This window comes from Nocardiopsis endophytica, from assembly GCF_027706725.1.
Classification (GTDB): domain Bacteria; phylum Actinomycetota; class Actinomycetes; order Streptosporangiales; family Streptosporangiaceae; genus Nocardiopsis_A; species Nocardiopsis_A endophytica.
In genome coordinates, this window is sequence record NZ_JAQFWQ010000019.1 from 42,305 (window position 1) to 62,593 (window position 20,289).

At 73.0% G+C, this 20,289-nt stretch carries 20 protein-coding genes and 1 tRNA gene; 15 read left to right on the forward strand and 6 right to left on the reverse strand.

Features of this window, described 5'->3' with window-relative positions; all coding sequences use genetic code 11:
* The first annotated feature begins 14 nt into the window (after window positions 1–14).
* Window positions 15–440 carry a D-aminoacyl-tRNA deacylase gene (gene dtd, locus O4J56_RS09085; protein WP_270685112.1) on the forward strand — a complete coding sequence of 142 codons (426 nt, stop codon included), beginning with the start codon at window positions 15–17 and terminating at the stop codon, window positions 438–440.
* A 111-nt stretch (window positions 441–551) separates the two neighbouring features.
* Here the strand turns inward: dtd and O4J56_RS09090 are convergent, their stop codons facing one another.
* Both O4J56_RS09090 and O4J56_RS09095 read right to left on the reverse strand, forming a co-directional pair.
* Window positions 552–1,241, reverse strand: a complete 690-nt coding sequence (locus tag O4J56_RS09090; protein WP_270685114.1) for a response regulator transcription factor — start codon at window positions 1,239–1,241, stop codon at window positions 552–554.
* Between the two features lie 43 nt (window positions 1,242–1,284).
* Window positions 1,285–2,442 carry a sensor histidine kinase gene (locus tag O4J56_RS09095; RefSeq protein ID WP_270685116.1) on the reverse strand — a complete coding sequence of 386 codons (1,158 nt, stop codon included), beginning with the start codon at window positions 2,440–2,442 and terminating at the stop codon, window positions 1,285–1,287.
* A gap of 123 nt (window positions 2,443–2,565) precedes the next feature.
* Here O4J56_RS09095 and phoU point away from each other — a divergent pair, with 123 nt between their 5' ends.
* The 3 genes from phoU to ispF all read left to right on the forward strand — a co-directional run bounded on the left by phoU (window position 2,566) and on the right by ispF (window position 4,653).
* On the forward strand, window positions 2,566–3,228 hold the full coding sequence (phoU, locus tag O4J56_RS09100) for a phosphate signaling complex protein PhoU (protein ID WP_270685117.1): 663 nt from the start codon (window positions 2,566–2,568) through the stop codon (window positions 3,226–3,228).
* Between the two features lie 431 nt (window positions 3,229–3,659).
* Window positions 3,660–4,142 carry a CarD family transcriptional regulator gene (locus O4J56_RS09105; protein WP_026123292.1) on the forward strand — a complete coding sequence of 161 codons (483 nt, stop codon included), beginning with the start codon at window positions 3,660–3,662 and terminating at the stop codon, window positions 4,140–4,142.
* 28 nt (window positions 4,143–4,170) lie between these two features.
* Complete coding sequence (gene ispF / locus O4J56_RS09110; protein ID WP_270685119.1) at window positions 4,171–4,653, forward strand: 2-C-methyl-D-erythritol 2,4-cyclodiphosphate synthase; 483 nt, start codon at window positions 4,171–4,173, stop codon at window positions 4,651–4,653.
* 201 nt (window positions 4,654–4,854) lie between these two features.
* On the opposite strand, the gene O4J56_RS09115 is transcribed toward ispF, so the two are convergent.
* On the reverse strand, window positions 4,855–6,363 hold the full coding sequence (locus tag O4J56_RS09115) for a DUF2637 domain-containing protein (protein ID WP_270685121.1): 1,509 nt from the start codon (window positions 6,361–6,363) through the stop codon (window positions 4,855–4,857).
* A 159-nt stretch (window positions 6,364–6,522) separates the two neighbouring features.
* On the opposite strand from O4J56_RS09115, the gene cysS reads away from it, so the two are divergent.
* The 4 genes from cysS (at window position 6,523) to O4J56_RS09135 (ending at window position 10,215) form a co-directional block, all read left to right on the forward strand.
* Window positions 6,523–7,926, forward strand: coding sequence for a cysteine--tRNA ligase (gene cysS, locus O4J56_RS09120; protein ID WP_270685123.1), 1,404 nt, complete (start codon window positions 6,523–6,525; stop codon window positions 7,924–7,926).
* A 126-nt stretch (window positions 7,927–8,052) separates the two neighbouring features.
* Window positions 8,053–9,024 (forward strand): 23S rRNA (guanosine(2251)-2'-O)-methyltransferase RlmB, encoded by a 972-nt coding sequence (rlmB, locus tag O4J56_RS09125; protein ID WP_270685126.1) that lies wholly within the window; start codon window positions 8,053–8,055, stop codon window positions 9,022–9,024.
* 53 nt (window positions 9,025–9,077) lie between these two features.
* Window positions 9,078–9,150: transfer RNA gene (locus tag O4J56_RS09130), tRNA-Thr, on the forward strand.
* A 78-nt stretch (window positions 9,151–9,228) separates the two neighbouring features.
* Complete coding sequence (locus O4J56_RS09135; RefSeq protein WP_270685128.1) at window positions 9,229–10,215, forward strand: tyrosine-type recombinase/integrase; 987 nt, start codon at window positions 9,229–9,231, stop codon at window positions 10,213–10,215.
* Window positions 10,216–10,259: 44 nt separating this feature from the next.
* Here the strand turns inward: O4J56_RS09135 and O4J56_RS09140 are convergent, their stop codons facing one another.
* On the reverse strand, window positions 10,260–10,553 hold the full coding sequence (locus O4J56_RS09140) for a hypothetical protein (RefSeq protein ID WP_270685130.1): 294 nt from the start codon (window positions 10,551–10,553) through the stop codon (window positions 10,260–10,262).
* Window positions 10,554–10,969: 416 nt separating this feature from the next.
* The gene (locus O4J56_RS09145; protein ID WP_270685131.1) at window positions 10,970–11,254 is read right to left on the reverse strand and encodes a hypothetical protein; all 285 of its coding nucleotides are present in this window, start codon (window positions 11,252–11,254) and stop codon (window positions 10,970–10,972) included.
* Window positions 11,255–11,529: 275 nt separating this feature from the next.
* On the opposite strand from O4J56_RS09145, the gene O4J56_RS09150 reads away from it, so the two are divergent.
* Genes O4J56_RS09150 through cyaB form a run of 3 tightly spaced genes read left to right on the forward strand, consistent with a single transcriptional unit; the run spans window position 11,530 to window position 13,115 of the window.
* The gene (locus O4J56_RS09150; RefSeq protein WP_333563788.1) at window positions 11,530–12,444 is read left to right on the forward strand and encodes a helix-turn-helix domain-containing protein; all 915 of its coding nucleotides are present in this window, start codon (window positions 11,530–11,532) and stop codon (window positions 12,442–12,444) included.
* Window positions 12,410–12,532, forward strand: coding sequence for a DUF397 domain-containing protein (locus O4J56_RS09155; protein WP_333563789.1), 123 nt, complete (start codon window positions 12,410–12,412; stop codon window positions 12,530–12,532). Before O4J56_RS09150 ends, O4J56_RS09155 begins: the two co-directional genes overlap by 35 nt.
* A 25-nt stretch (window positions 12,533–12,557) precedes the next feature.
* Window positions 12,558–13,115, forward strand: a complete 558-nt coding sequence (cyaB, locus tag O4J56_RS09160) for a class IV adenylate cyclase (RefSeq protein WP_270685133.1) — start codon at window positions 12,558–12,560, stop codon at window positions 13,113–13,115.
* Between the two features lie 740 nt (window positions 13,116–13,855).
* On the opposite strand, the gene O4J56_RS09165 is transcribed toward cyaB, so the two are convergent.
* Window positions 13,856–14,773 (reverse strand): SAM-dependent methyltransferase, encoded by a 918-nt coding sequence (locus O4J56_RS09165; RefSeq protein WP_270685134.1) that lies wholly within the window; start codon window positions 14,771–14,773, stop codon window positions 13,856–13,858.
* A gap of 271 nt (window positions 14,774–15,044) precedes the next feature.
* Between O4J56_RS09165 and O4J56_RS09170 the strand changes: the two genes are divergently transcribed.
* From O4J56_RS09170 to O4J56_RS09185, 4 genes are all read left to right on the forward strand, one after another.
* Window positions 15,045–16,478, forward strand: coding sequence for a YcaO-like family protein (locus O4J56_RS09170; protein WP_270685135.1), 1,434 nt, complete (start codon window positions 15,045–15,047; stop codon window positions 16,476–16,478).
* A gap of 233 nt (window positions 16,479–16,711) precedes the next feature.
* Complete coding sequence (nshR, locus tag O4J56_RS09175; protein WP_270685136.1) at window positions 16,712–17,521, forward strand: NshR/TsnR family 23S rRNA methyltransferase; 810 nt, start codon at window positions 16,712–16,714, stop codon at window positions 17,519–17,521.
* 100 nt (window positions 17,522–17,621) lie between these two features.
* Complete coding sequence (locus tag O4J56_RS09180) at window positions 17,622–18,185, forward strand: PH domain-containing protein (protein WP_270685137.1); 564 nt, start codon at window positions 17,622–17,624, stop codon at window positions 18,183–18,185.
* Between the two features lie 3 nt (window positions 18,186–18,188).
* Entirely contained in the window at window positions 18,189–19,880 is a 1,692-nt protein-coding gene (locus O4J56_RS09185; protein ID WP_270685138.1) for a PH domain-containing protein, read from the forward strand.
* The last annotated feature ends 409 nt before the right edge of the window (window positions 19,881–20,289 follow it).

The window sequence follows — 20,289 nt, forward strand, 5'->3', positions numbered from 1 at the left end:
GGGAGGGAGCGCGCATGCGCGCGGTTCTGCAGCGCGTCGACGGGGCGTCCGTCGACGTCGGCGGGGACACGGTCGGGTCGGTGTCCGGGGAGGGGCTGTTGGCCCTGGTGGGGGTCACCCACACCGACACCGGCGAGCAGGCGCGCGCCATGGCCCGCAAGATCTGGAACCTGCGCATCCTGGAGGGCGAGCGGTCCTGCTCGGACGCCGGAGCGCCGGTGCTGGTGGTCAGCCAGTTCACCCTCTACGGCGACGCGCGCAAGGGGCGGCGGCCCACCTGGCAGGCGGCGGCGCCCGGGCCGGTCGCCGAGCCGCTCGTCGACGCGGTCGTCAAGGAGCTGCGCGACCTGGGCGCGCACGTGGAGACCGGCGCGTTCGGGGCGCACATGCGGGTCGGGCTGACCAACGACGGCCCGTTCACGGTGCTCGTGGAGGTGTGAGCGCCGTGGGGCCACCCCCGCCGGGGGGGCCCCGGCCGGGGCGGCCGAGGGTGCGGGGGGGGGGGGGCGCGGGGGGGGCCCCCGGGGGGGGGGGCCCCCACGGCGGGGGCGTCAGTCGGCGTCCGGCTCGAACTTGTAGCCCAGCCCGCGCACGGTGACGATGTGGCTGGGGGCGCCCGGGTCGGTCTCGATCTTGGCGCGCAGCCGCTTGACGTGCACGTCCAGGGTCTTGGTGTCGCCCACGTAGTCGGCGCCCCAGACCCGGTCGATGAGCTGCATCCGGGTGAGCACCCGCCCGGCGTTGCGCAGCAGCACCTCCAGGAGCTCGAACTCCTTGAGCGGCAGCTGCACGTTCTCCCCGCGCACCGTCACCACGTGCCGCTCCACGTCCATCCGGACCGGGCCGGCCTCCAGGGCGGCGGGCTCGACCGGCTCCTCCTCGCCCTGGCGGCGCAGCACCGCGCGGATCCGGGCCACCAGCTCCCGGGAGGAGAAGGGCTTGGTCACGTAGTCGTCGGCGCCCAGCTCCAGGCCGACCACCTTGTCGATCTCGCTGTCCTTGGCGGTCAGCATGATCACCGGGACGTTGGACTTCTGGCGCAGCGTCCGGCACACCTCGGTGCCGGGGAGCCCGGGCAGCATGAGGTCGAGCAGCACGAGGTCGGCGCCGCTGCGGTCGAACTGCTCCAGCGCCACGGTCCCGGTCTCCGCGACGGCGACCTCGAACCCCTCCTTGCGCAGCATGTACGACAGGGCATCGCTGTAGGATTCCTCGTCCTCAACGACGAGTACACGCGTCACTTTCGCTGCCTCCCAATCGCGTTGGGTCGATGCGGCCCGGCGGTCATCCGGCGTGCGCCGGGGACCGGTCCGCGTCCTCGGTCCGGGGAAGACGAAGGGTGAACGTCGATCCCGAACCCTCCTTGCTCCACACGGTCACTTCACCGCGGTGGTGGGTCATGATGTGCTTGACGATGGCCAGTCCCAGTCCGGTCCCCCCGGTCTCCCTGCTGCGGGCCGCGTCCACCCGGTAGAAGCGCTCGAAGATGCGCTCCAGGTCCTGCGGGGGGATGCCGATGCCCTGGTCGGCGACGCTGATCTCGACGGCGCTCTCGGTCTCCTCGGCGGTGACCGAGATGCGGGTCTGCTTGGGGCTGTAGGCCACGGCGTTGGAGACCAGGTTGCGCAGGGCGGTGGCGAGCAGCCCCTCGTCGCCCATGACGGTCAGGCCGCCGGAGTCGCCGGAGGCCAGCTCGATCCGCTTGGCGTCGGCGGCGGTGCGCACCGTGTCCAGGGCCTCCTCGATCACCGCGTCGACCTCCACCTCGGCGGGCTCGGCCATCGGCTCGGCGCCCTGGATGCGGGACAGGGTGATCAGGTCCTGGATGACGTGGGTGAGGCGGCCGGCCTCCTGCTGCATGCGCCCGGTGAAGCGGCGCACCGCCTCGGGGTCGTCGCTGGCGTCGGAGATGGTCTCGGCCAGCAGGGACAGCGCCCCCACCGGCGTCTTGAGCTCGTGGCTGATGTTGGCGACGAAGTCGCGGCGGACCGCCTCCACGCGCAGCCGCTCGGTCTGGTCCTCGGCCAGCACCAGCACCAGGCCGGTGCCGCCGAGCGGGGCGACGCGCACCGCGAAGGAGGTGGAGTCGGGGCCGAACTTGCGGACCGCGACCTCGATCTCGGTCTCCCGGATCACCCCGTCCCGGCGCACGTGGCGGGCCAGCGCCAGCAGGTCGCCGATGACCAGTTCCTCGCCGCGGACGATGCCGTAGGCGCGCGCGGCCGAGCTGGCCCGCAGCACCCGGTCGGCGGGGTCGAGCACCACCGCGGAGGAGGGCAGCGCGGCCAGCACCTCGGCGATCCCCGGGGGGAGGTCGGCGGGCTGCGGGGGATCGGGGGACAGGGGCGCGCGGCCCCGGCCGAACGGGATCGCCAGGCCGGCACCGAGCCCGACCGCGAGCCCGACGAGGGCCGCGATCGCGGTCACGAGTTCGCCTTGCACACTTCGATCGTAATCGGACAGACCGCCGCTTTACCCGTCTGACCATGTGTTACAACCGAGGTTTCGGCATTGTTCACCGATGCTTACGGTGAGCTTCAACTAACGGCTGGGACGATTGAGACCATGCGCGACACTTACCACGAGGAGCTGGACGCCCTCGGCGGACGCCTCATCGAGATGACGCGGCTCGCCCGGCACGCCATCGCCCGTGCGACCACCGCCCTGCTGGACGCCGACCTGACCGCGGCCCAGGAGGTGATCTCCGGGGACGAGGACATCAACCGCCTCGACGAGGAGATCGAGGCGAGCGTCTTCGACCTGATGGCACGGCAGCAGCCGGTCGCCACCGACCTGCGGACCATCATCACCGCGCTGCACATGTCCGGCGACCTGGAGCGGATGGGCGACCACGCGGTGCACATCGCCAAGATCGCCCGGCGCCGCCACCCCGACTCGGCCATCCCCTCCGAACTGCGCTCCATCGTGCTGGAGATGGGGCACCAGGCCGAGCTGCTGGTGATCAAGGCGGGCGAGGTCGTGGAGAACCGGGACGCCGAGACCGCCCTGGAGCTGGACAGCGACGACGACCGGATGGACAAGCTGCGCCGCAAGCTGCTGCGCCGGATCCTGTCCCCGGAGTGGAAGCACGGGGTCGAGTCGACCATGGACGTCACCCTGGCGGGCCGGTTCTACGAGCGGTTCGGCGACCACGCGGTGCACGTCGCCGACAACCTGGTCTACATGGTCACGGGGGAGAAGCCCAAGGACTTCGAGCCGGAGGCCTGAGGCGGCTCGACGGGCGGCTCAATGGGCGCGGCCAGGGGCGCGTCCGAGGGGGGAAGAGCGCGGGGCCGCCACGGCTCCGCGAAAAAGTGGCGTATGTCACTCTCGAATCGGGCGTCGATCGGACGTGATCCGGCGTTGAACGTGTACGCAGGGCGTTCCCTCTCGTCGGGGCGGGGGTGCGGCGGCGGACCGCAAGGGGGTCCCAGATCGGTCCGCAACCCGTCGCGGGGCGTGACCGAGCGCGCCCGGACCCGGGCCTCCGACCGGCCGGAACCCGTGCGGGCAGGGGCGCACGGGGCCGCCGCGAGCACCGGCCGCGGGCTTTGTCAAGACCTAAAATCCGGCGCTGACCTGCGTTGACGTAAACGGAATAGGTACGTTAAGTCACGGATTCGTGGTACCCTTGTGGTAGCGGAAGGGGTACTTGTCACATGGCTTTCAAGGTCGGCGACACCGTTGTCTATCCCCACCATGGGGCTGCTCGTATTGAGGCGATCGAGACCAGGACCATTAAGGGCGAGGAAAGGACCTACCTCGTTCTCCGGGTCGACAAGGGTGATCTAACGGTACGCGTGCCCGCCGAGAACGCCGAAGAGGTCGGCGTTCGCGACGTGGTGGGCCAGGACGGTCTGGACCGGGTCTTCGAGGTGCTGCGCGCCCCGCACACCGAGGAGCCCACCAACTGGTCCCGCCGGTACAAGGCGAACGTGGAGAAGCTCGCCTCCGGTGACGTGAACAAGGTCGCGGAGGTCGTCCGGGACCTGTGGCGGCGCGACAGGGAGCGCGGCCTGTCCGCGGGAGAGAAGCGGATGCTCGCCAAGGCGCGGCAGATTCTGGTGAGCGAACTCGCCCTCGCGGAAAAGACCAACGAGGACAAGGCCGAGGCCCTTCTCGACGAAGTCCTCACGAACTGAAACGGGTCACAGGGAACGACACGCGTCAATGGTGAGAATCCCGAGGGTGGGCGTCGGAACCGACGTCCACCCTTTCATGTCCGGAAGAATTCTGTTCCTGGCCGGCCTGGAATGGCCCGGTGAGACGGGCGTCAGCGGCCATTCCGACGGCGACGTCGCCGCGCACGCGGCCTGCGACGCGCTGTTCTCCGCGTGCGGCCTGGGCGACCTGGGGGCGCAGTTCGGCACGGCCGACGCGCGCTGGAAGGGCGCCTCGGGGACCGCGCTGCTCGCCGAGGCGGCGGCGCGGGTGCGCGCCGCCGGGTTCGAGATCGGCAACGTGTCGGTCCAGGTGATCGGGAACCGTCCCCGGTTCGCCCCGCGCCGTGCCGAGGCGGAGAAGGCGCTCTCCGAGGCCGCCGGGGCCCCGGTGTCGGTGTCGGCCACCACCACCGACGGCCTGGGGCTGACCGGCCGGGGCGAGGGCATCGCCGCGGTGGCCACGGCCCTGTGCCTGCCGCCGGAGGACTGAGGAGGCGCGCGGCCCGTGAGGCGGCCCATGGGGGGCCGCGGGGCGGCGCGGCACGGTGCGATACGCGACGAGGGGGCGCCCAGGGGGACCTGGGCGCCCCCTCGTCCGTGTCGGGGGTCCGCGTCGAGCAGGGGCGTTTCCTGTGGGTGACGGCGGGCGGCGGTATACGGGCGGCGGGTCCGACCGCATTTCGGTCGGTCGTCAGGCGTCCTCGGGGGCGTCCGGCGGCGTGGGGCCGCTGCGGACCCGGCTCGCCGGGGGCTCCTCGGACGGGAAGTCCGCCATCGGTGTGCGGCGGGGCTTGAGCACCATCGGGCGCTTGGGCATCGGCTCGGCCCCCGGCGGCGTTCCGTACACGCGGGTGTCGGCGTCCGGCGGGGGGACCTCCCCCTCGGCCCCCTCCTCGGCGGGCACGGCGGCCTCGTCGCTGGTGGGGTCGTCGGCGGGGACGGTGTCCATGAAGCCGTCGTCGAAGCCGTCGTCCCCGGAGGCCTCGGAGGGGAGCGCCCCGGAACCGGCGGCGCCCCCGAGGGAGGGCGCCTCCTCGGCGGCGCGCTTGATCGGGTTGCCGCTCTCGGGGTCGCGCCGGGGGAGCTCCGGGCGGTCCTCCCCGGCCGTGTCCCCGTCCCGGTAGTCGGGCAGGGGGCGCAGGGGGACGGTCGGCGAGGTGATGACCGACGACGCGGGGGCGGCGGCCGCGTCCCCGTCCTCGTCCGCTTCGTCCTCCTCGACGTCGTCCTCATCGGAGTCGGGGGCGGGCACCTCGCGCAGGGCGGCAGGCTCATCCGGCTCCTCCGGCGAGTCCGGCGCCTCCTCCCGCTCCTCGTCCGCCTCCTCCCCGCGCTCGTCCTCCTCCTGCTCCCGCACGGACGGGCCGGACGCGTGGAGGACGCGCACCGCGGAGACGGGGTCGGTGTCCTCGTCGTTCGCCGACAGGGCGGTGGACTCGGCCGAGGCGGTCCGGCGCGCGCCCGCGCGCGGCCACAGCAGGGTGGGCTCCGGGGCCCTCTCCTCCTCGGGCTCCTCAGCGGCCCCGTCCGCCGTCGCGTCGGCGGGCCCGGCCGCAGCGGCCTCCGCCTCCTCCGGACCCTCATCTTCCGGGTCCCGATCGTCGTCGTCCCGCCCGTCGTCCTCGTCCTCAACGTCCTCATCGCGGGATCCGGCCGGATCCCCGGCGGCGGCCGGGTGCGGGCGGCGCCGGGCCCGGCGGTCGGGCAGCTCGCCGTTCAGGTATCGCCAGACCCGGATGAACAGGAGGAACGCCACCAGCAGGGCCAGCCACGGCGCCGCGGCGGCCAGCACCACCGCCAGCGCGTCCGAGGGCCGCTGCTCGCTCGCCGACAGCGCGCTCGCCCCGGCCGCGGCCAGGATGAGCAGCAGGATCAGGCCGTCGACCTGGAGCCGCTGGGGGCGCGGCGCGGCCCGCAGCAGGAAGCTGGCCCAGAAGGCCAGCAGGAGGAGCAGGGTGAAGACGCCGGGGTACAGGTGCGCGCGGTCCGCGGGCACGTTGCCCTGCAGGGCGAGCTGGTAGATGCCGCTGTAGGAGAGCACGACGGCGCAGGCGGCGATCAGCAGGACGCCTGCGGCGGTCAGCAGCACGGCGGCGGTGCGCGGGCCGCGCGGGCCCTGCGGCCCGCCGGTGGGGGCGGGACGGGTCCCGGGGCGCCTCCGCGCCGGAGAGGCAGGGGAAGAGGAGGGTTTCACGGCCATCGTGGGCAGAGACTAGCCCAGCGGCGGCGGCGAACACGAGGATCCGCCCGAAAGTGGCCGGAAGGCCCGGCGCGTCGGGAATCGGGTGATCCTCGCGGGGCGGGGCAGGATGCTGCCAGGGGCCCCGCGCGAAGGCGCGGAGCGGCTACCCTTGGGACCGTGAGTCTGCGCTTCTATGACACCCGAGCCCGGCAGGTCCGCGAATTCACCCCCCTGCACGAGGGGTGTGCCTCGCTGTACCTGTGCGGTGCCACGGTGCAGGCGCCTCCGCACATCGGGCACATCCGCTCGGGGGTCAACTTCGACGTCCTCCGCCGGTGGATGGCCTACCGCGGGTACAGCGTCACGCTGTGCCGCAACGTCACCGACATCGACGACAAGATCCTGCGCGTCGCCGCCGACCAGGGCGTCCAGTGGTGGGCCGTCAGCGACCGCAACCAGCGGGCCTTCACCGCCGCCTACGACGCGCTGGGCTGCCTGCCCCCAACGGTCGAGCCGCGCGCGACCGGCCACGTGCCGGAGATGATCACGCTGATGCGGCGCCTGATCGACCGCGGCCACGCCTACGCGGCCGAGGACGGCTCCGGCGACGTCTACTTCGACGTGATGTCCTACCCCGAGTACGGGGCCCTGTCGGGGCAGCGCGTCGACCACATGCTCGGCGCCGGGGACACCGACTCGGAGTCGGCCAAGCGCGACCCGCGCGACTTCGCCCTGTGGAAGGGCGCCAAGCCGGGCGAGCCGAGCTGGGAGACCCCGTGGGGGAGCGGGCGCCCCGGGTGGCACCTGGAGTGCTCGGCGATGTCCACCAAGTACCTGGGGGCCGAGTTCGACGTCCACGGCGGCGGACTGGACCTGGTCTTCCCGCACCACGAGAACGAGCTGGCCCAGTCCCGGGCGGCGGGCGACGGCTTCGCCCGCTACTGGATGCACAACGGGCTGCTCACCATCGGCGGCGAGAAGATGGCCAAGTCGCTGGGGAACTCGCTGCTGATCAGCGAGATGGTGCGCCGCGTCCGCCCGGTGGAGCTGCGCTACTACCTGGCGCAGGCGCACTACCGCTCGGTGCTGGACTACTCCGAGGAGGCCCTGGGCGAGGCGGCCGCCGCCTACCAGAGGGTGGAGGGGTTCCTCACCCGCGCCGGGGAGCTGGTCGGCCCGGTGGAGCCCGCCGCGCGGGTGCCCGACGCCTTCGCCTCGGCGCTCGACGACGACCTGGGCACCGCCCAGGCGCTCGCGGTCGTGCACGGGCACGTGCGGGAGGGCAACAGCGCCCTGGGCGACGGGCGCAAGGAGCGCGCCGCCGAGCTGGCCGCCGAGCTGCGCGCGATGCTCGGGGTGCTGGGCCTGGACCCGGCCTCGGAGCAGTGGGCCTCCGGCGAGGGCCAGGGGCTGCGCGAGGTCGTGGACGCCCTGGTGTCGGTGGCGCTGGAGCAGCGGCAGGCGGCGCGGCAGCGCAAGGACTACGCGGCGGCCGACGCCATCCGGGACCGGCTCGCCGAGGCGGGCGTCGCGGTGGAGGACACCCCGCAGGGGCCGCGCTGGGAGCTGCGCCGCGGCTGACCGCGGGCGGGCGGGGCACCCGCCCGGAGCGCCTATCATCACAGGTCGGACAGGTCGGCAGGGGTCCGCGCCCCGGAGCGGCCGCGCGCGAGCACACCCGGAATCGAGCAGGGGAGACGGTCCACCATGCCGGCGAAGAAGAACAAGAAGGGCCCGACCAAGGGCAGCGGCGGCAAGAACCGGCGCTCGCTGGAGGGCAAGAAGACGACCCTGCCCAAGGAGGAGCGGCACTGGTACCCGGGGAAGAAGCCCCGCGGCGCCAAGGGCGCGCCCTCCGGCGGGGCGCACGCGGCCCAGGGCGGGCGGCCGGAGGCGGGCGAAGCGCCGCGCCAGGCGCCCGGCGGCGAGCTGCTGATCGGCCGCAACCCGGTGGTGGAGGCGCTGCGGGCGGGGATGCCCGCGGTGCGCCTGTTCATCGCCAACAGCCTGGATCCGGACGCCCGGGTGAACGAGGCGTCCCGGCTGGCGGGGGACCGCGGCCTGGAGATCAGCGAGGTCACCCGGGGCGAGCTGGACCGGCGCTGCGACAGCAACGGCCTGCCCGGCGCCGCGCACCAGGGGATCGCGCTGCAGGTGCGCCCGTACCGGTACTCCGCGCCCGAGGACCTGTCGGAGGCCGCCCGGGCGGCGGGTCAGGCGCCGCTGATCGTGGCGCTGGACGGGGTGACCGACCCGCACAACCTGGGGGCGATCGCCCGCTCGGCGGCGGCGTTCGGCGCGCACGGGCTGCTCGTGCAGGAGCGCAGGGCGGCGGGCGTGACGATGGCGGCGTGGAAGACGTCGGCGGGAACGCTGGCGAAGCTGCCGGTGGCCCAGGCGGTGAACCTGACCCGGGCGCTGGAGGGGTACAAGCGCGAGGGCCTGTTCGTCGTGGGCCTGGACGCCGGCGGCGACACCCGCCTGGACGCGATCACCCTGGCGGAGGACCCGCTGGTGGTCGTGGTCGGCTCCGAGGGCAAGGGCCTGTCCCGCCTGGTGCGCGAGGCCTGTGACACGGTCGCGGGCATCCCGATCACGGGTGCGGAGTCGCTGAACGCGTCCGTGGCCGCCGGGGTGGCGCTGTACGAGGTGGCCCGCCGCAGGACGCCCGGGCAGTAGGCGCGAACCGGTACCATTCGACTGGGTGTCGGCGGCACGTCCGCCGCACACCGGCCGGCGTAGCTCAATCGGCAGAGCAATCGCCTTGTAAGCGATAGGTTAGGGGTTCGATTCCCCTCGCCGGCTCTTGGCATGGTTGACCTGGGAAGACGCTCTGGTGACAGACGGAATCCGTTGACTGGAGTGCTGCCAGAGGTATCGCCTATGCCGTCTCAGAGAGTCCGCAGGGGCCCGCGTCGTCTCGACGCGGGCCCGCTGACACCCTTCATCGACTCGTTCACCCTGGAACTCCGTGCTCGCGGCCTTGCGGGCCGCACGGTCACGATGTACCGCGAAGCGGTGGCGTGGCTGGCCGGAGAGCACCTGACCACCGGTGGGCACCCCAACGAGATCGACCGCACCCATGGATCGGGAGAGCAAGCGTTCACCTTCCCTGCGGTCACCGACTGGGCGGACATCGAGCGTGAGCACGTTCAGAGCTGGATCACCCGCCTGCGGGATCGCGGCCATGGGGACGCCTACGTCAACAACCAGTTCCGCTGCCTGCGCCAGTTCTTCATCTGGTTGGAGGACGAGGAAGGCGTACGCAATCCGCTCGCAGCGATGAAGCCGCCGCGCGTCACGGAGAAGCCCGTCCCGGTATTCAGCGAAGACGAGATCGGGCGACTGTTCGCGGCCGTGCGCGGGGGCGACCTGTGGTCTCGGCGTGACGCGGCCATCATGTTCGTGCTGCGGGACACGGGCGTGCGCCTGATGGAGCTGAGCGCGCTCACCGTCGATGACGTGGACTTCCTGGATCGGGAGGCGACGGTGACGGGCAAGGGCGGACGCGAGCGCACCGTGAAGTACACCTACGAGGCGGCGCGGGCGCTGGACAGGTACATGCGCTCCCGTGCGAAGCACCGCCACGGTTCGCTTCCCCCGCTGTGGATCGGCCCCAAAGGAGCCTTGACCGCATCCGGCATCTATCAGGCCGTAGAGCGCCGGGCAGCGGAGGCGCACGTGTCCGGCGTGCACCCGCACCGGTTCCGGCACCACTTCAGCCATACATGGCTTGACAGGGGAGGGGCGGAAGGCGACCTGATGGAGCTGAACGGGTGGACGTCGCCGCAGATGCTCCGCCGCTACGGTCGCTCAGCCGCCTCCGCCCGGGCGCGGCGCGGGTACGACCGCATCATGGGCGACGCCTGATCACGGGATGGAGCGGCCCCGGCTCCAGAGCCGGGGCCGCCCCATCATTCCGCGTCGTCATTGGAAGACGGTGCGCGTCGGCGGCGGGACCGTGTGTCGGCGGAGGCGCGGGCCAGACGGAGCATATACGCCCGGTGCGCGGCCTCTCCGGCCTTGCGGCGCTGCTCCTCACCGGTGATCGCCGGGTCCACGCGGGCGATCCAGTAGTCGACCGACCCCGGGGACGCGGCGCGGGCACGACGGGTGCGTGCGGCGCGGTCGGCGGTCCGGGCCCAGGATTCGAGGGCGCCGATGCGCCCTTGGAGGGAACGGCGGGGGTCTTGCGAAGAGTCGTCCAAAGGGCCTCCCGATGAGGGGACCTGAAGAGGGGCATGGTCAGCGGCATGGTGGGCCTGGGAAGGCTCTGTGCAAGCGACATTAAGCAGAACCGACGAGGATTCCTAGGGCACCGATCTCGGTGTATCAGCTGGTCATGCGCCTATGGCCGCTGAATTTGAGGGGGCCGCCCTAGATGTCGGGCGGTTCATGGACGGAGGTGCTCACCCTCGGACATGGGCGGACGCGTGCGCATGGGGGTGCCGCTCAAGGTGGCCGCCGCAGTGACAGCGGGGGCGCCTACCGGGCTGATCGCCGCGACGACGGGATGCGCACGCGCGGTGGAACGGGACATGAGGCCACCGAATTTTCTTTGGTGTGTTCAGTCCCCGATGTCGCATACGGAAGCATGCTTCCCGGAGCGGGCGCACCGTCCCCGCTAGATGGGCGGGGTGTCGTCCAGGTACACGCCGTCCGCCAACTTACGCAATCGTTCCGCGAACAGGGGCGCTTGGAGCATGGACGGTCCACCGGCCCGCTTCGGAGGGTCTTCGAGGTCACGGACGAAATCGTCCAAGATCGGTTGCACGATGGTCGGAGCATGATCGGCGCCGTGGTCCAGGGCCGTGGCGATCCACAGGTTCTCCGTGCGGCGGATACGCCAGCGCTCGCCGTAGCGGCTTCGAACGAGTTCGAGCACCAGGTCTCGCTTCGCCTTGTTCATCACAGCTCCTCGGCCGGTCGCGTGATGTTGCGGAGCATGCGGATGTAGGGACGTACACGTGCTGCCTTGAAGTGCGGTGACGGGCTACGGCGCTTCATGCCATCAGCTCCCCGGCGCTGGAGTCCATGCCCTCGGACCGCTGGGGTGAGGGCCCTGTGGTGTGTGGTCATGACGCTGTCACTACAGGCTGGTCAATTCCATGAATCCAGGTCAGGTGCATTAAGGTCTTCTAGGTCTGTTGCAAGTTGTTGCTGTCGAGTGCTTTGCTTGTTGCCATGGGACCGAAGAAGTCGACGGAAAGTCCCGCATTGCGCAAGTTCGGGCGGGAACTCGCCCGCATGCGAACACTGGCCGACCTGTCCCAGGAGGCTGTAGGCAGGGCCCTGAATCTTCGCGGGGCGACGATCGGGCACTATGAGCGTGCCTTGCGGACCCCCAGCAAGGGCATCGTGGCCAAGTTGGACGAGGTCCTGGAGGCGAACGGGTCCTTGCTGGCCCTGTGGCCGGAGGTGAGCCGGGCGAACTACCCCGAGTACGCGGGGGAGGCCGTCGAGTCCGAGCCGGTCGCCACCCTCATCAGGGACTATCAGCCCCTGCTCATCCCCGGGCTTCTGCAAACGGAGCCGTACGCGCGAGCCACCTTGCGGGCTGGGAACGCCCTGGCCACCGAGGACGAGATCACGAGGCTCGTGAACGCGCGCATGGAGCGCCAGCGCGTGATCACCGAGTCGGATTCGCCGGTAATGTGGGTGATCCTCGATGAGGGAGCCGTCAGACGTCGAAGCGATGACCCCGGTGTGATGTACGGCCAGCTCGGACATCTCATCGAGCTTGTCCTGAGCAAGCGGGTGCGCATCCAGATCGTCCCCGCCGACACCACCCTCGATGATCACCCCGGGCTGTCCGGGCCCTTCACCTTGATGTCCTTCCGGGACAAGCCTGATGTGGCCTATGTCGAGGGCGTCGGGACCGGCGGCACGATCGTCGAGGCGGAGGCGGTCGAAGCCGTCTCCCTCATTTTCGGTGGTCTGCAAAGTGCGGCGCTGTCACCGACAGGGACGGCAGCCTTCCTGGAGAGACTCAGAGGAGAGTTCGATGGAACTCGACTGGCACACGTCCAGCTACACGAACCAGCAGGGCGGGACCTGCGTCGAGGTGGCGGAGACCCCTCAGGAGGTCCTCGTCCGTGACACCGAGAACCGTGCCCTGGGACACCTCTGGTTCGACCATGGCGGATGGACGACGTTCCTCGCCGACCTGAAGAAGGGCACCTTCTAGAGCGAGCGCCGGGAGGGGAACCGGGGTGCCGATCGAAGCCGAGTTGAAGGCCCGCGTCCGCGATGTCGAGGGGGTCCGGCGACGCCTCCGGGCTCTGGCCGCCGCACGCATCGAGGTCTACCGGGACACCTACTACGACGGGCCGGACCGCAGGCTCACCTCCGAAGGCCGGGAGCTGCGGGTGCGGAGCATCGAGCGGGGCGGTGAGCAAACGGTCTTGCTCACCTACAAGGAACCCGCCGTCGACACCGAGAGCGGTTCCAAACCCGAGCACGAGACCCGGGCGGACTCGGCGGAGGCCCTGGACGCCATGCTCACCGGGCTCGGCTTCGAGCCCCTCGTGGCCTTCGAGAAGCACTGCGCGAACCACGCGTTCACCGCCGACGGCCGGGAGTGCCTCGCCACGCTGGTCACCGTCCCGGAGCTGGACGGCACCTTCATCGAGGTGGAGACCATCGTGTCGGATGAGGACCTGGACGCCGGGCTGGGCACGGTTCGGCGCGTCCTCATGGAACTCGGAATCGAGGAAGGCGACCTGACGACGGAGCAGTACACCGATGCCGTGATGGAGCGGAGGCGGTGAGGCGGCCGTTTCCCCGAAGGGCATTGCTCGCGAAGGTGGCACGGCGTAGTTTGAACAGCAGTCGCCAACCCGCTTCCCGCAGGTGGCGGACGTGCGTTTTCCCTGGTGACCACAGCGTTCAGAGCCTTACGCCTTGTAAGCGATAGGTTAGGGGTTCGATTCCCCTCGCCGGCTCTTTTTTGCGGCAGATGCCCAGGTGAGGCAGCAACAGCGAAAGGCCGCCCGAGTTCTCTCCGGGCGGCCGGTACACATTCGGTACACATGTGACCGCGACGGGAGCAGCGGCTCCCCCGCTCCAGCGTGCCCGCCGTCCGGCGGGCCTTCGGGATCTGGGGCTGAGAGCGGCGACGAGGCGGATCGGCGGCCCGAGTTCCAGCGTTGTCGGGTGCGGCGCGTGTGCGTGGGCACCGTGATGAGCACCGACGGCGATAGCAGAGCGCTTCCCCGGCCCCCTCCTCGTTGATCTCGGGAAAAACGACGCTACCGGGCCGGTTTTAGCGTCCTTTTCCCCGAGATCAACGAGGGAACGGCGGTGCGGGGGCGCGCCGGTGTTGATCTCGGGGAAGCCGGGCTTATCGTGTCCGGTTTAACCCCGAGTTCCCCGAGATCAACGAGGAGGGGCCGTCCGGGCGGCGCATACCGGGCATAGCGGGCAGCGGGAGAGGGGGGTGACCGTGCGCGCGTCCGGTGGTCTGCGGTGTCGCCCGGGCCTCGGTGCCCGCCGGGCGGATGGTCGTCGGTCATTCCTTCAGGTGGGCTACGACCAGTGCCACTGATGTCGGGGGCGTCGGGATCTCCATTGCGGTGAACCCCGCTTCCTCCAAACGCGTCGCCACCTCTCCGGGCGGCCACGGGGTGACGCCGCGCAGGGCCGTCCTCCAGGCGATCATTCCGTCGCGGACGTTCCCGGGGGCCCCGCGCAGGGCCGTCGCCGTCAGCAACCGTCCTCCCGGGCGCAACGCCCTCGCCACGCGGGGCAAGGCCGCGGCCGCCGCCTCCGGGGACAGCACCGACAGGGGCAGCCACACCAGGTCGTACCGGTTCTCCTCGGCCAGGTCGGCCACGTCCCCCAGGCGGACGTCGACCCGGTCGGCCGCCCCGCGCCCCTCGAGGTGCCGCTCGGCCAGGCGCACCATCCTCGGGTCGGTGTCCAGGCCCACCGCGCGCCCGCGCGGGAAGCGCTCGGCCAGGGCCGCCGCCACACCCCCCACGCCCGCTCCCACGTCCAGGAACCGCGGCCCCGGGTGCTCCGCGAGGGCCCCGAGGCCGGGGTCGTGCCGGGCCGCCAGGTCGAGCAGCCGGACCACCCGCCCGCCCGACGCCCTCCCCTCGGCGAGGAGGACCTCATCGCCGTCCTCGACCTGCTCGGGCACCCCCTCGGCGGCGTCGGCGGCCAGCCGCAGCATCCGCGCGAGGCGACCGGGCACGGCCCCGGCGTCGTTCCGCGCCCGCAGCGCCTCGCGGTGCTCCGGGAGCAGCCGCCAGCCCCGGTCGGACCGCTCGGCGAACCCGGCGGCGCCCAGCAGCGCTCCGTGCTCCTCGCCCAACCGCCCGCCGGACGCCTCCGCGGAGATCGCGGCGGCCAGCGCCGCGAGCGTCCACGCGTCGCCCACCAGGGCCTCGATGCGGGTGAACAGGTCGGACGGGGAGGTCGTCATGGCGAGAGTCTGCCAGGCGGGGCGCCGGGCGGGGAGCGGCCCCATGGGCGAACGTCCGTTACGGAGCGAAGTTCCCGAATCGGGACCGGTGACACATCGGCGCCCATGCGGTACAAAAGCACGCGTGTGGCGCACGCCATACGCCCATCGCCTCGAACCGAGGAGGTTCCCATGGCCTGTGCGGGATACGACATCACGGTCTCTGTCGACCACGTCGAGGACATCGAGCTCCAGGTCCAGGAGCTGGACGAGGCGGCCGACATGGAGACCGTTGAGGTCTGAGTGGGTCGCGGTGGCCGGGGACGGGGGCGCGTCCCCGGCCCCGGCCCCTCCCGGTCCGCCGCCCGTGTGGCCCGGCGCCTCCGAGCGCGAGCTCGGCCTCGACGAGGCGCGCCGCCGCATCCGGGCCGACATCGCCGCCCAAGGCTGGCGGGCGCGGCACCGCGTGCTGACCGGCGGCGACCCCGACCTGCCCACCGCCGCCCAGTGCGAGCTGTGGGCGTCCGACGGCACCGAGGTCCCCTTCGGCCTGGGCAGCGGCAAGGGGGCGAAGGCCCCCGCCCTCGTCGGAGCCGAGTACGAGGCGGTCGAACACGCCCTGACCGGCCCCGGCATCCTCGACGCCCTGGGCCCCGGCACCGTTCCGGCGGCGGACCTCGCGCACGGTCCGTTCGCCCGCGACCGCGCGGTGGGCGACCTCGCCTCCCAGGACGGCGCCCGCGTCGCCGTGCTCCCCTACCGGGGGCTCGACGGCGGCCCCGGCGCCGACGTGCCCCTGTACCTGTGGGCGCCCTGGTACCCCGTCCCGACCGAGGCCATGGCGCGCTACCGCGCGGAGCTGGGCGACACCGCCCGCTACGCGCACGCCATGGGCTACAGCGTCAACAGCGGGTGCGCCATCGGCGCGACCTTCGACGAGGCCGCGCTGCACGCGCTCAACGAGTGGGTGGAGCGCGACGCCTTCTCCCTCTTCCTGCTGCGCTCGGTCTACGACGGCGGGCCGATGCCCGGAGCCGTGGACCCCGGGGCGCTCCCGGCCCTGGCGCGCGACCGGCTGCGGCACGCCGAGGAGGTGGTCGGCGGCCGCGTGGTCGTCCTCGACCTCACCACCGACCTCGGGATCCCGGTCGCCCTCGCCTACGCCCCCGGCCTCGCGGGCGGCGCGGCCCGCTACTACGGGATGGGCGCCTCCCTGTCCGGCGCGACGGCGGTGGACCGCGCACTGACCGAGTTCGTCCAGGGCGAGCTGCTGGCGCGGGTGGTCGAGGACCACGTCGCCGAGCGGCCCCCGGCCGACGACGGGCGCCCCGCCGAGCACCCCACGTTCGACCGCCTGGTGGCCGACCACGACATCGCCGCGGGCGTGCGTCGCCGCCTGAAGGGGCATCCGCGCCTGCTCGCCTGCGCGCACCTGGACTTCGCCGACCGCCTGTCGGAGGCGCCGCCCGTCGGCACCCCGCCGGACGCGGTCCCGGAGGGGACCGGGGTGGCCGCGCAGCGCGCGGCCGTGGTGGACCGGCTGGCGGAGGCCGGCCACCGGGTGCTGGCGCGCGAGCTGGCCGTCCTGGAGCACGGCACCACCGTGGTGCAGATCCAGTGCCCCGGCCTGGAGCGCTTCCACATGGTGACCAAGGGCCACCTGGCGCTGCCCGGCGCCCGCGGGCGCCGGTTCCGTGCGCAGGGCCGTTCCCGGTCGCGTTCCTGAGGCCGGCCCCGGGCGGTTCCGGCCGCCCATCAGGGCGGCCGCGAGCGGCGGAAGTCGCACCACTCGCCGGGGCGCCATCGCAATTCCGGTGCCATTCCGGTGGGAGGCGAACGGGAATTCCGCACGGGCGGCTCCGTGGCAATTCCGGGGTGAGGTCGCCGACGGATCGGGAATTCGCAGGTGGGGGCGGGCGACCGGCCGGTCCGCGCGTCGGAGGGCGGTACGATCGGGCCATGGCCGACCTGGAAACGATCACGAGTAGATCCGACCCCGCCGTGCAGCGGATCGTCGATGTCACCAAGAGCTCGCGGTCGAATATCAAGACCACGCTCATCGAAGACGTCGAACCCCTCATGCAGAGCATCCGTGCCGGGGTCGAGTTCATCGAGATCTACAGCAGCGACGCCGCGCCCTTCCCGCCGGAGCTGCTGGAGCTGTGCGAGCGCGAGGGCATCGCCGTGCGCCTGATGGAGTCCGGCGTCGTCAACCAGCTCTTCAAGGGCGAGCGCAAGGCCAAGACCTTCGGCATCGCGCGCGTCCCGCGCCCGGCCAGGTTCGGCGACATCGCCGAGCGGGGCGGGGACGTGGTGATCCTCGACGGCGTGAAGATCGTCGGCAACATCGGCGCCATCGTGCGCACCTCGCTGGCGCTCGGCGCGGCCGGGATCGTCCTGGTCGACAGCGACCTTGCCACCATCGCCGACCGCCGCCTGCTGCGCGCGAGCCGCGGGTACGTCTTCTCGCTGCCCGTCGTGCTGGCCGAGCGCGAGCAGGCGGTCGACTTCGTGCGCGGCTCCGACATGGCGCTCGCGGTGATGGACGCCCACGGCGACCTGCCGGTGCGCGGCCTGGGCGACCAGCGGGACCGGCTGGCGCTGCTGTTCGGCAGCGAGAAGGGCGGCCCCTCCGACCCGTTCCGGGAGATCGCCGCGGCGACGGTGACCATCCCGATGTTCAGCTCCACCGAGTCGCTCAACGTGTCGGTGTCGGTCGGCATCGCCCTGCACGAGCGCACCCAGCGGAATTTCGTGGTCGGCGGCTGAAACGGGTCCCGGGCCCGTGGCCTGGGGCGTTCCGCCGCCCCGGGCCCCGCCCCGCACGGCGGAACGGCGCGGGGCGGGCCCGGGATGATTGACTGGAATCGTGGAATTCGCCGCGTCTGACTCAGAGCACCGCGAAGAGCACCGCGAACCGGGGCCCGGCGCCGAGGGGCCCACACGCGAGGCGTTCGCCCCGCCCGAGGGGACCGAGTGGACCCGCGTCGGCGGACGGCTCGACGCCTACCGCCGGGCCGTCGCCGCCGCCGTCGCCCTGCCGTGCGCGGTCGTCGGCGCGGTGCTCGCCTGGCTGTGGCTCGGCCCGCAGGCGGCCGCGGTGCCCGTGGCGGCGGTGGCCGCCGCCTTCGCCGCGGCCTGGTTCACCGCCGGGCCGGCCCGCCGCTCGTGGGGCTACGCCGAGGGCCCAACCGACCTGTACCTGACCTACGGCACCGCGGTCCGCCAGCTCGTCGTCGTCCCCTACGGGCGGATGCAGGTGGTGGACGTGACCGCCGACCTGCTGGAGCAGGCCCTGGGGATCGCCACGGTGCGCGTGCGCACGGCCGCCACGACCGCCGACACCCGCATCCCCGGGCTGCCCCTGGACGACGCGGTGGTGCTGCGCGACCGGCTGGCCGCGCGGAGCGAGACCTTCTCGACGGGACTGTGACGCGTGAGCGACGCCGAAGCCCAAGAGGACGCCCGGACCCCGCCGCGCCCGGAGGCACCGGAGCCGCCGCCGCTGCGCGAGGTCACCGGCCCCACCGACACCAACGCGGTCGAGCAGGTGGCACCGCCGCCGGTCGACCCCGCGCGGCTGCGCGGGGCCGGCGTGGCGGCGCCCACGCCGCTGTGGGCGCCGCACGCCTCCGCACCGCCGCCCGGCCCACCGCCGCCTCCGCCACCGGGGCCCCCGCCGGGCCCACCGCCCCCGCCGGGCCCACCGGGCCCACCGCCCCGCGGCCCCGGCCAGGCGCCGTTCGGCGGCGGCAACGTCCGCTTCCTGCCGCCGGGGGCGCCCGGCGGACCGGGGGGACCGGCGGGGCCGCCCCCGCCGCCGCCCGGCCCACCGCCCCGGCCCGGCGACGAGGTCGTGCGCGGCCCGCAGCGCCCGCACTGGGGCACCGCCGCCTTCCGCACCGCCGTGGCCACCGTGGTCTTCCTGGCCGTGCTGGGGCCGGTGCTGGCCTCCTTCGGCATGGCCTGGGTCGCCCTGATGACCCTGGCCGTGGCCTGCGGTTCCGCCGCCCACGCGATGGCGTCCTGGTGGAACAGCGGGTTCGAGCTGCGCGGCGACCACCTGGTCGTGCACGAGGGCCTGCTGCGGCGGATGTCCCGCGAGGTGCCGCTGAGCCGCCTGCAGGCGGTGGACGTGGTGCGGCCGATCCTGGCCCAGGTGTTCGGCCTGGCCGAGCTGCGGGTGGAGCTGGCCGGGGGCGACACCGGCGAGGTGCGGCTGCGCTACCTGTCCCGCCCGCGCGCGGAGCGGCTGCGCGCCGCCCTGCTCGCGCACGCCGCCGGCCTGGCCGGCAGCGCCCCCGAGGCGCCCGAGCGGCCGCTGTACAAGCTCCCGTTCCCGCTGCTGCTGGGGGCCCTGGCCTTCCGGCTGCCGGTGCTGCTGGCCTTCCTTGCGTTCATGGTGCTCATGGTCGCCGGGTTCGCCTTCGCCGAGCCGGGCGTGCTGGGCGGGGCGGTGCCGCTGATGCTCGGCCTGATGCGGGGCTTCCTGGGCCCGCTCATCCGGTACACGGACTTCTACTCCTCGCTCTCCCCGGACGGGCTGCGGCTGCGGTACGGGGCGTTCCAGGCGCGGATGCAGACGGTGCCGCCCGGCCGGGTGCAGGCGGTGCGCGTGGTCGAGCCGGTGCTGTGGCGGTCGCTGGGCGTGGTCCGCGTCGAGGCGAACGTGGCCGGGTACGTGGGCGAGCGCCAGATGGACTCCTCGACGCTGCTCCCGGTGGCGCCGCGGAACCTGGCGTTCGCGCTGATCGACGAGGTGTTCCCGGGGGCGCGGTCGGCAGGGGTGCCGCTCGACCCGGTGCACGAGGGCCGTCCCGGCGGCCCCGCGCTCGGCGTCGACGACCGCCTGTTCGTCACCCGGCGCGGCGTGCTGTGCAAGGTCACCGAGTTCGTCCCGCACGCCCGGATGCAGAGCGTGCGGATGGCGGTCGGCCCGCTGGCCCGGCGCCGGGGGCGGGCCACGGTCGCCGTGGACACCCCGCCGGGGCCGGTGCGGGCGTGGGCGGCGGTGCGCGGCGCGGCGGAGGCCCGCCGCACGGTGGACGCCCTGGCCCGGCGCGGCCACGAGGCCCGGTCCCGCACGGGCGGCCCCGAGCGGTGGGCGACCCGCAGCGACCCGTCCTGACCCGGGGCCGCGGCCGACCGTGATCCGTGCGTCGCCCCGGCCGCGAACAGCCCGACGGGGCGTCCCCGCGGCGACCGCGCCACGGGTTCGGAGCGCCTTACCTCCGTTCCGTTCGTACCGGTGCGTTCGGGACCGCTGACTGGGGGCGGAAAGCACCGGAAACGTCCGGTCCGGAACCGGGTCGGAACTCTTCGCGCCGAAACGCCCCGGTAGGTGGGCGCGAAACCGCCCCGAACCGGTGTGCCCTGGATCACAGAAACCCGGGGCGGCGCCGGGGAAAGTCCGGAAAAGTCGTCTCACAATGTGTCCCCGGTCGGGTGCCCACCGTGATCAATGCAGGTCGACAGGTATGAACGGCGCCGGGGGCGTGGGTAGATGGTGCTCGAGCCTGCGCGGGACTCGACCGAAG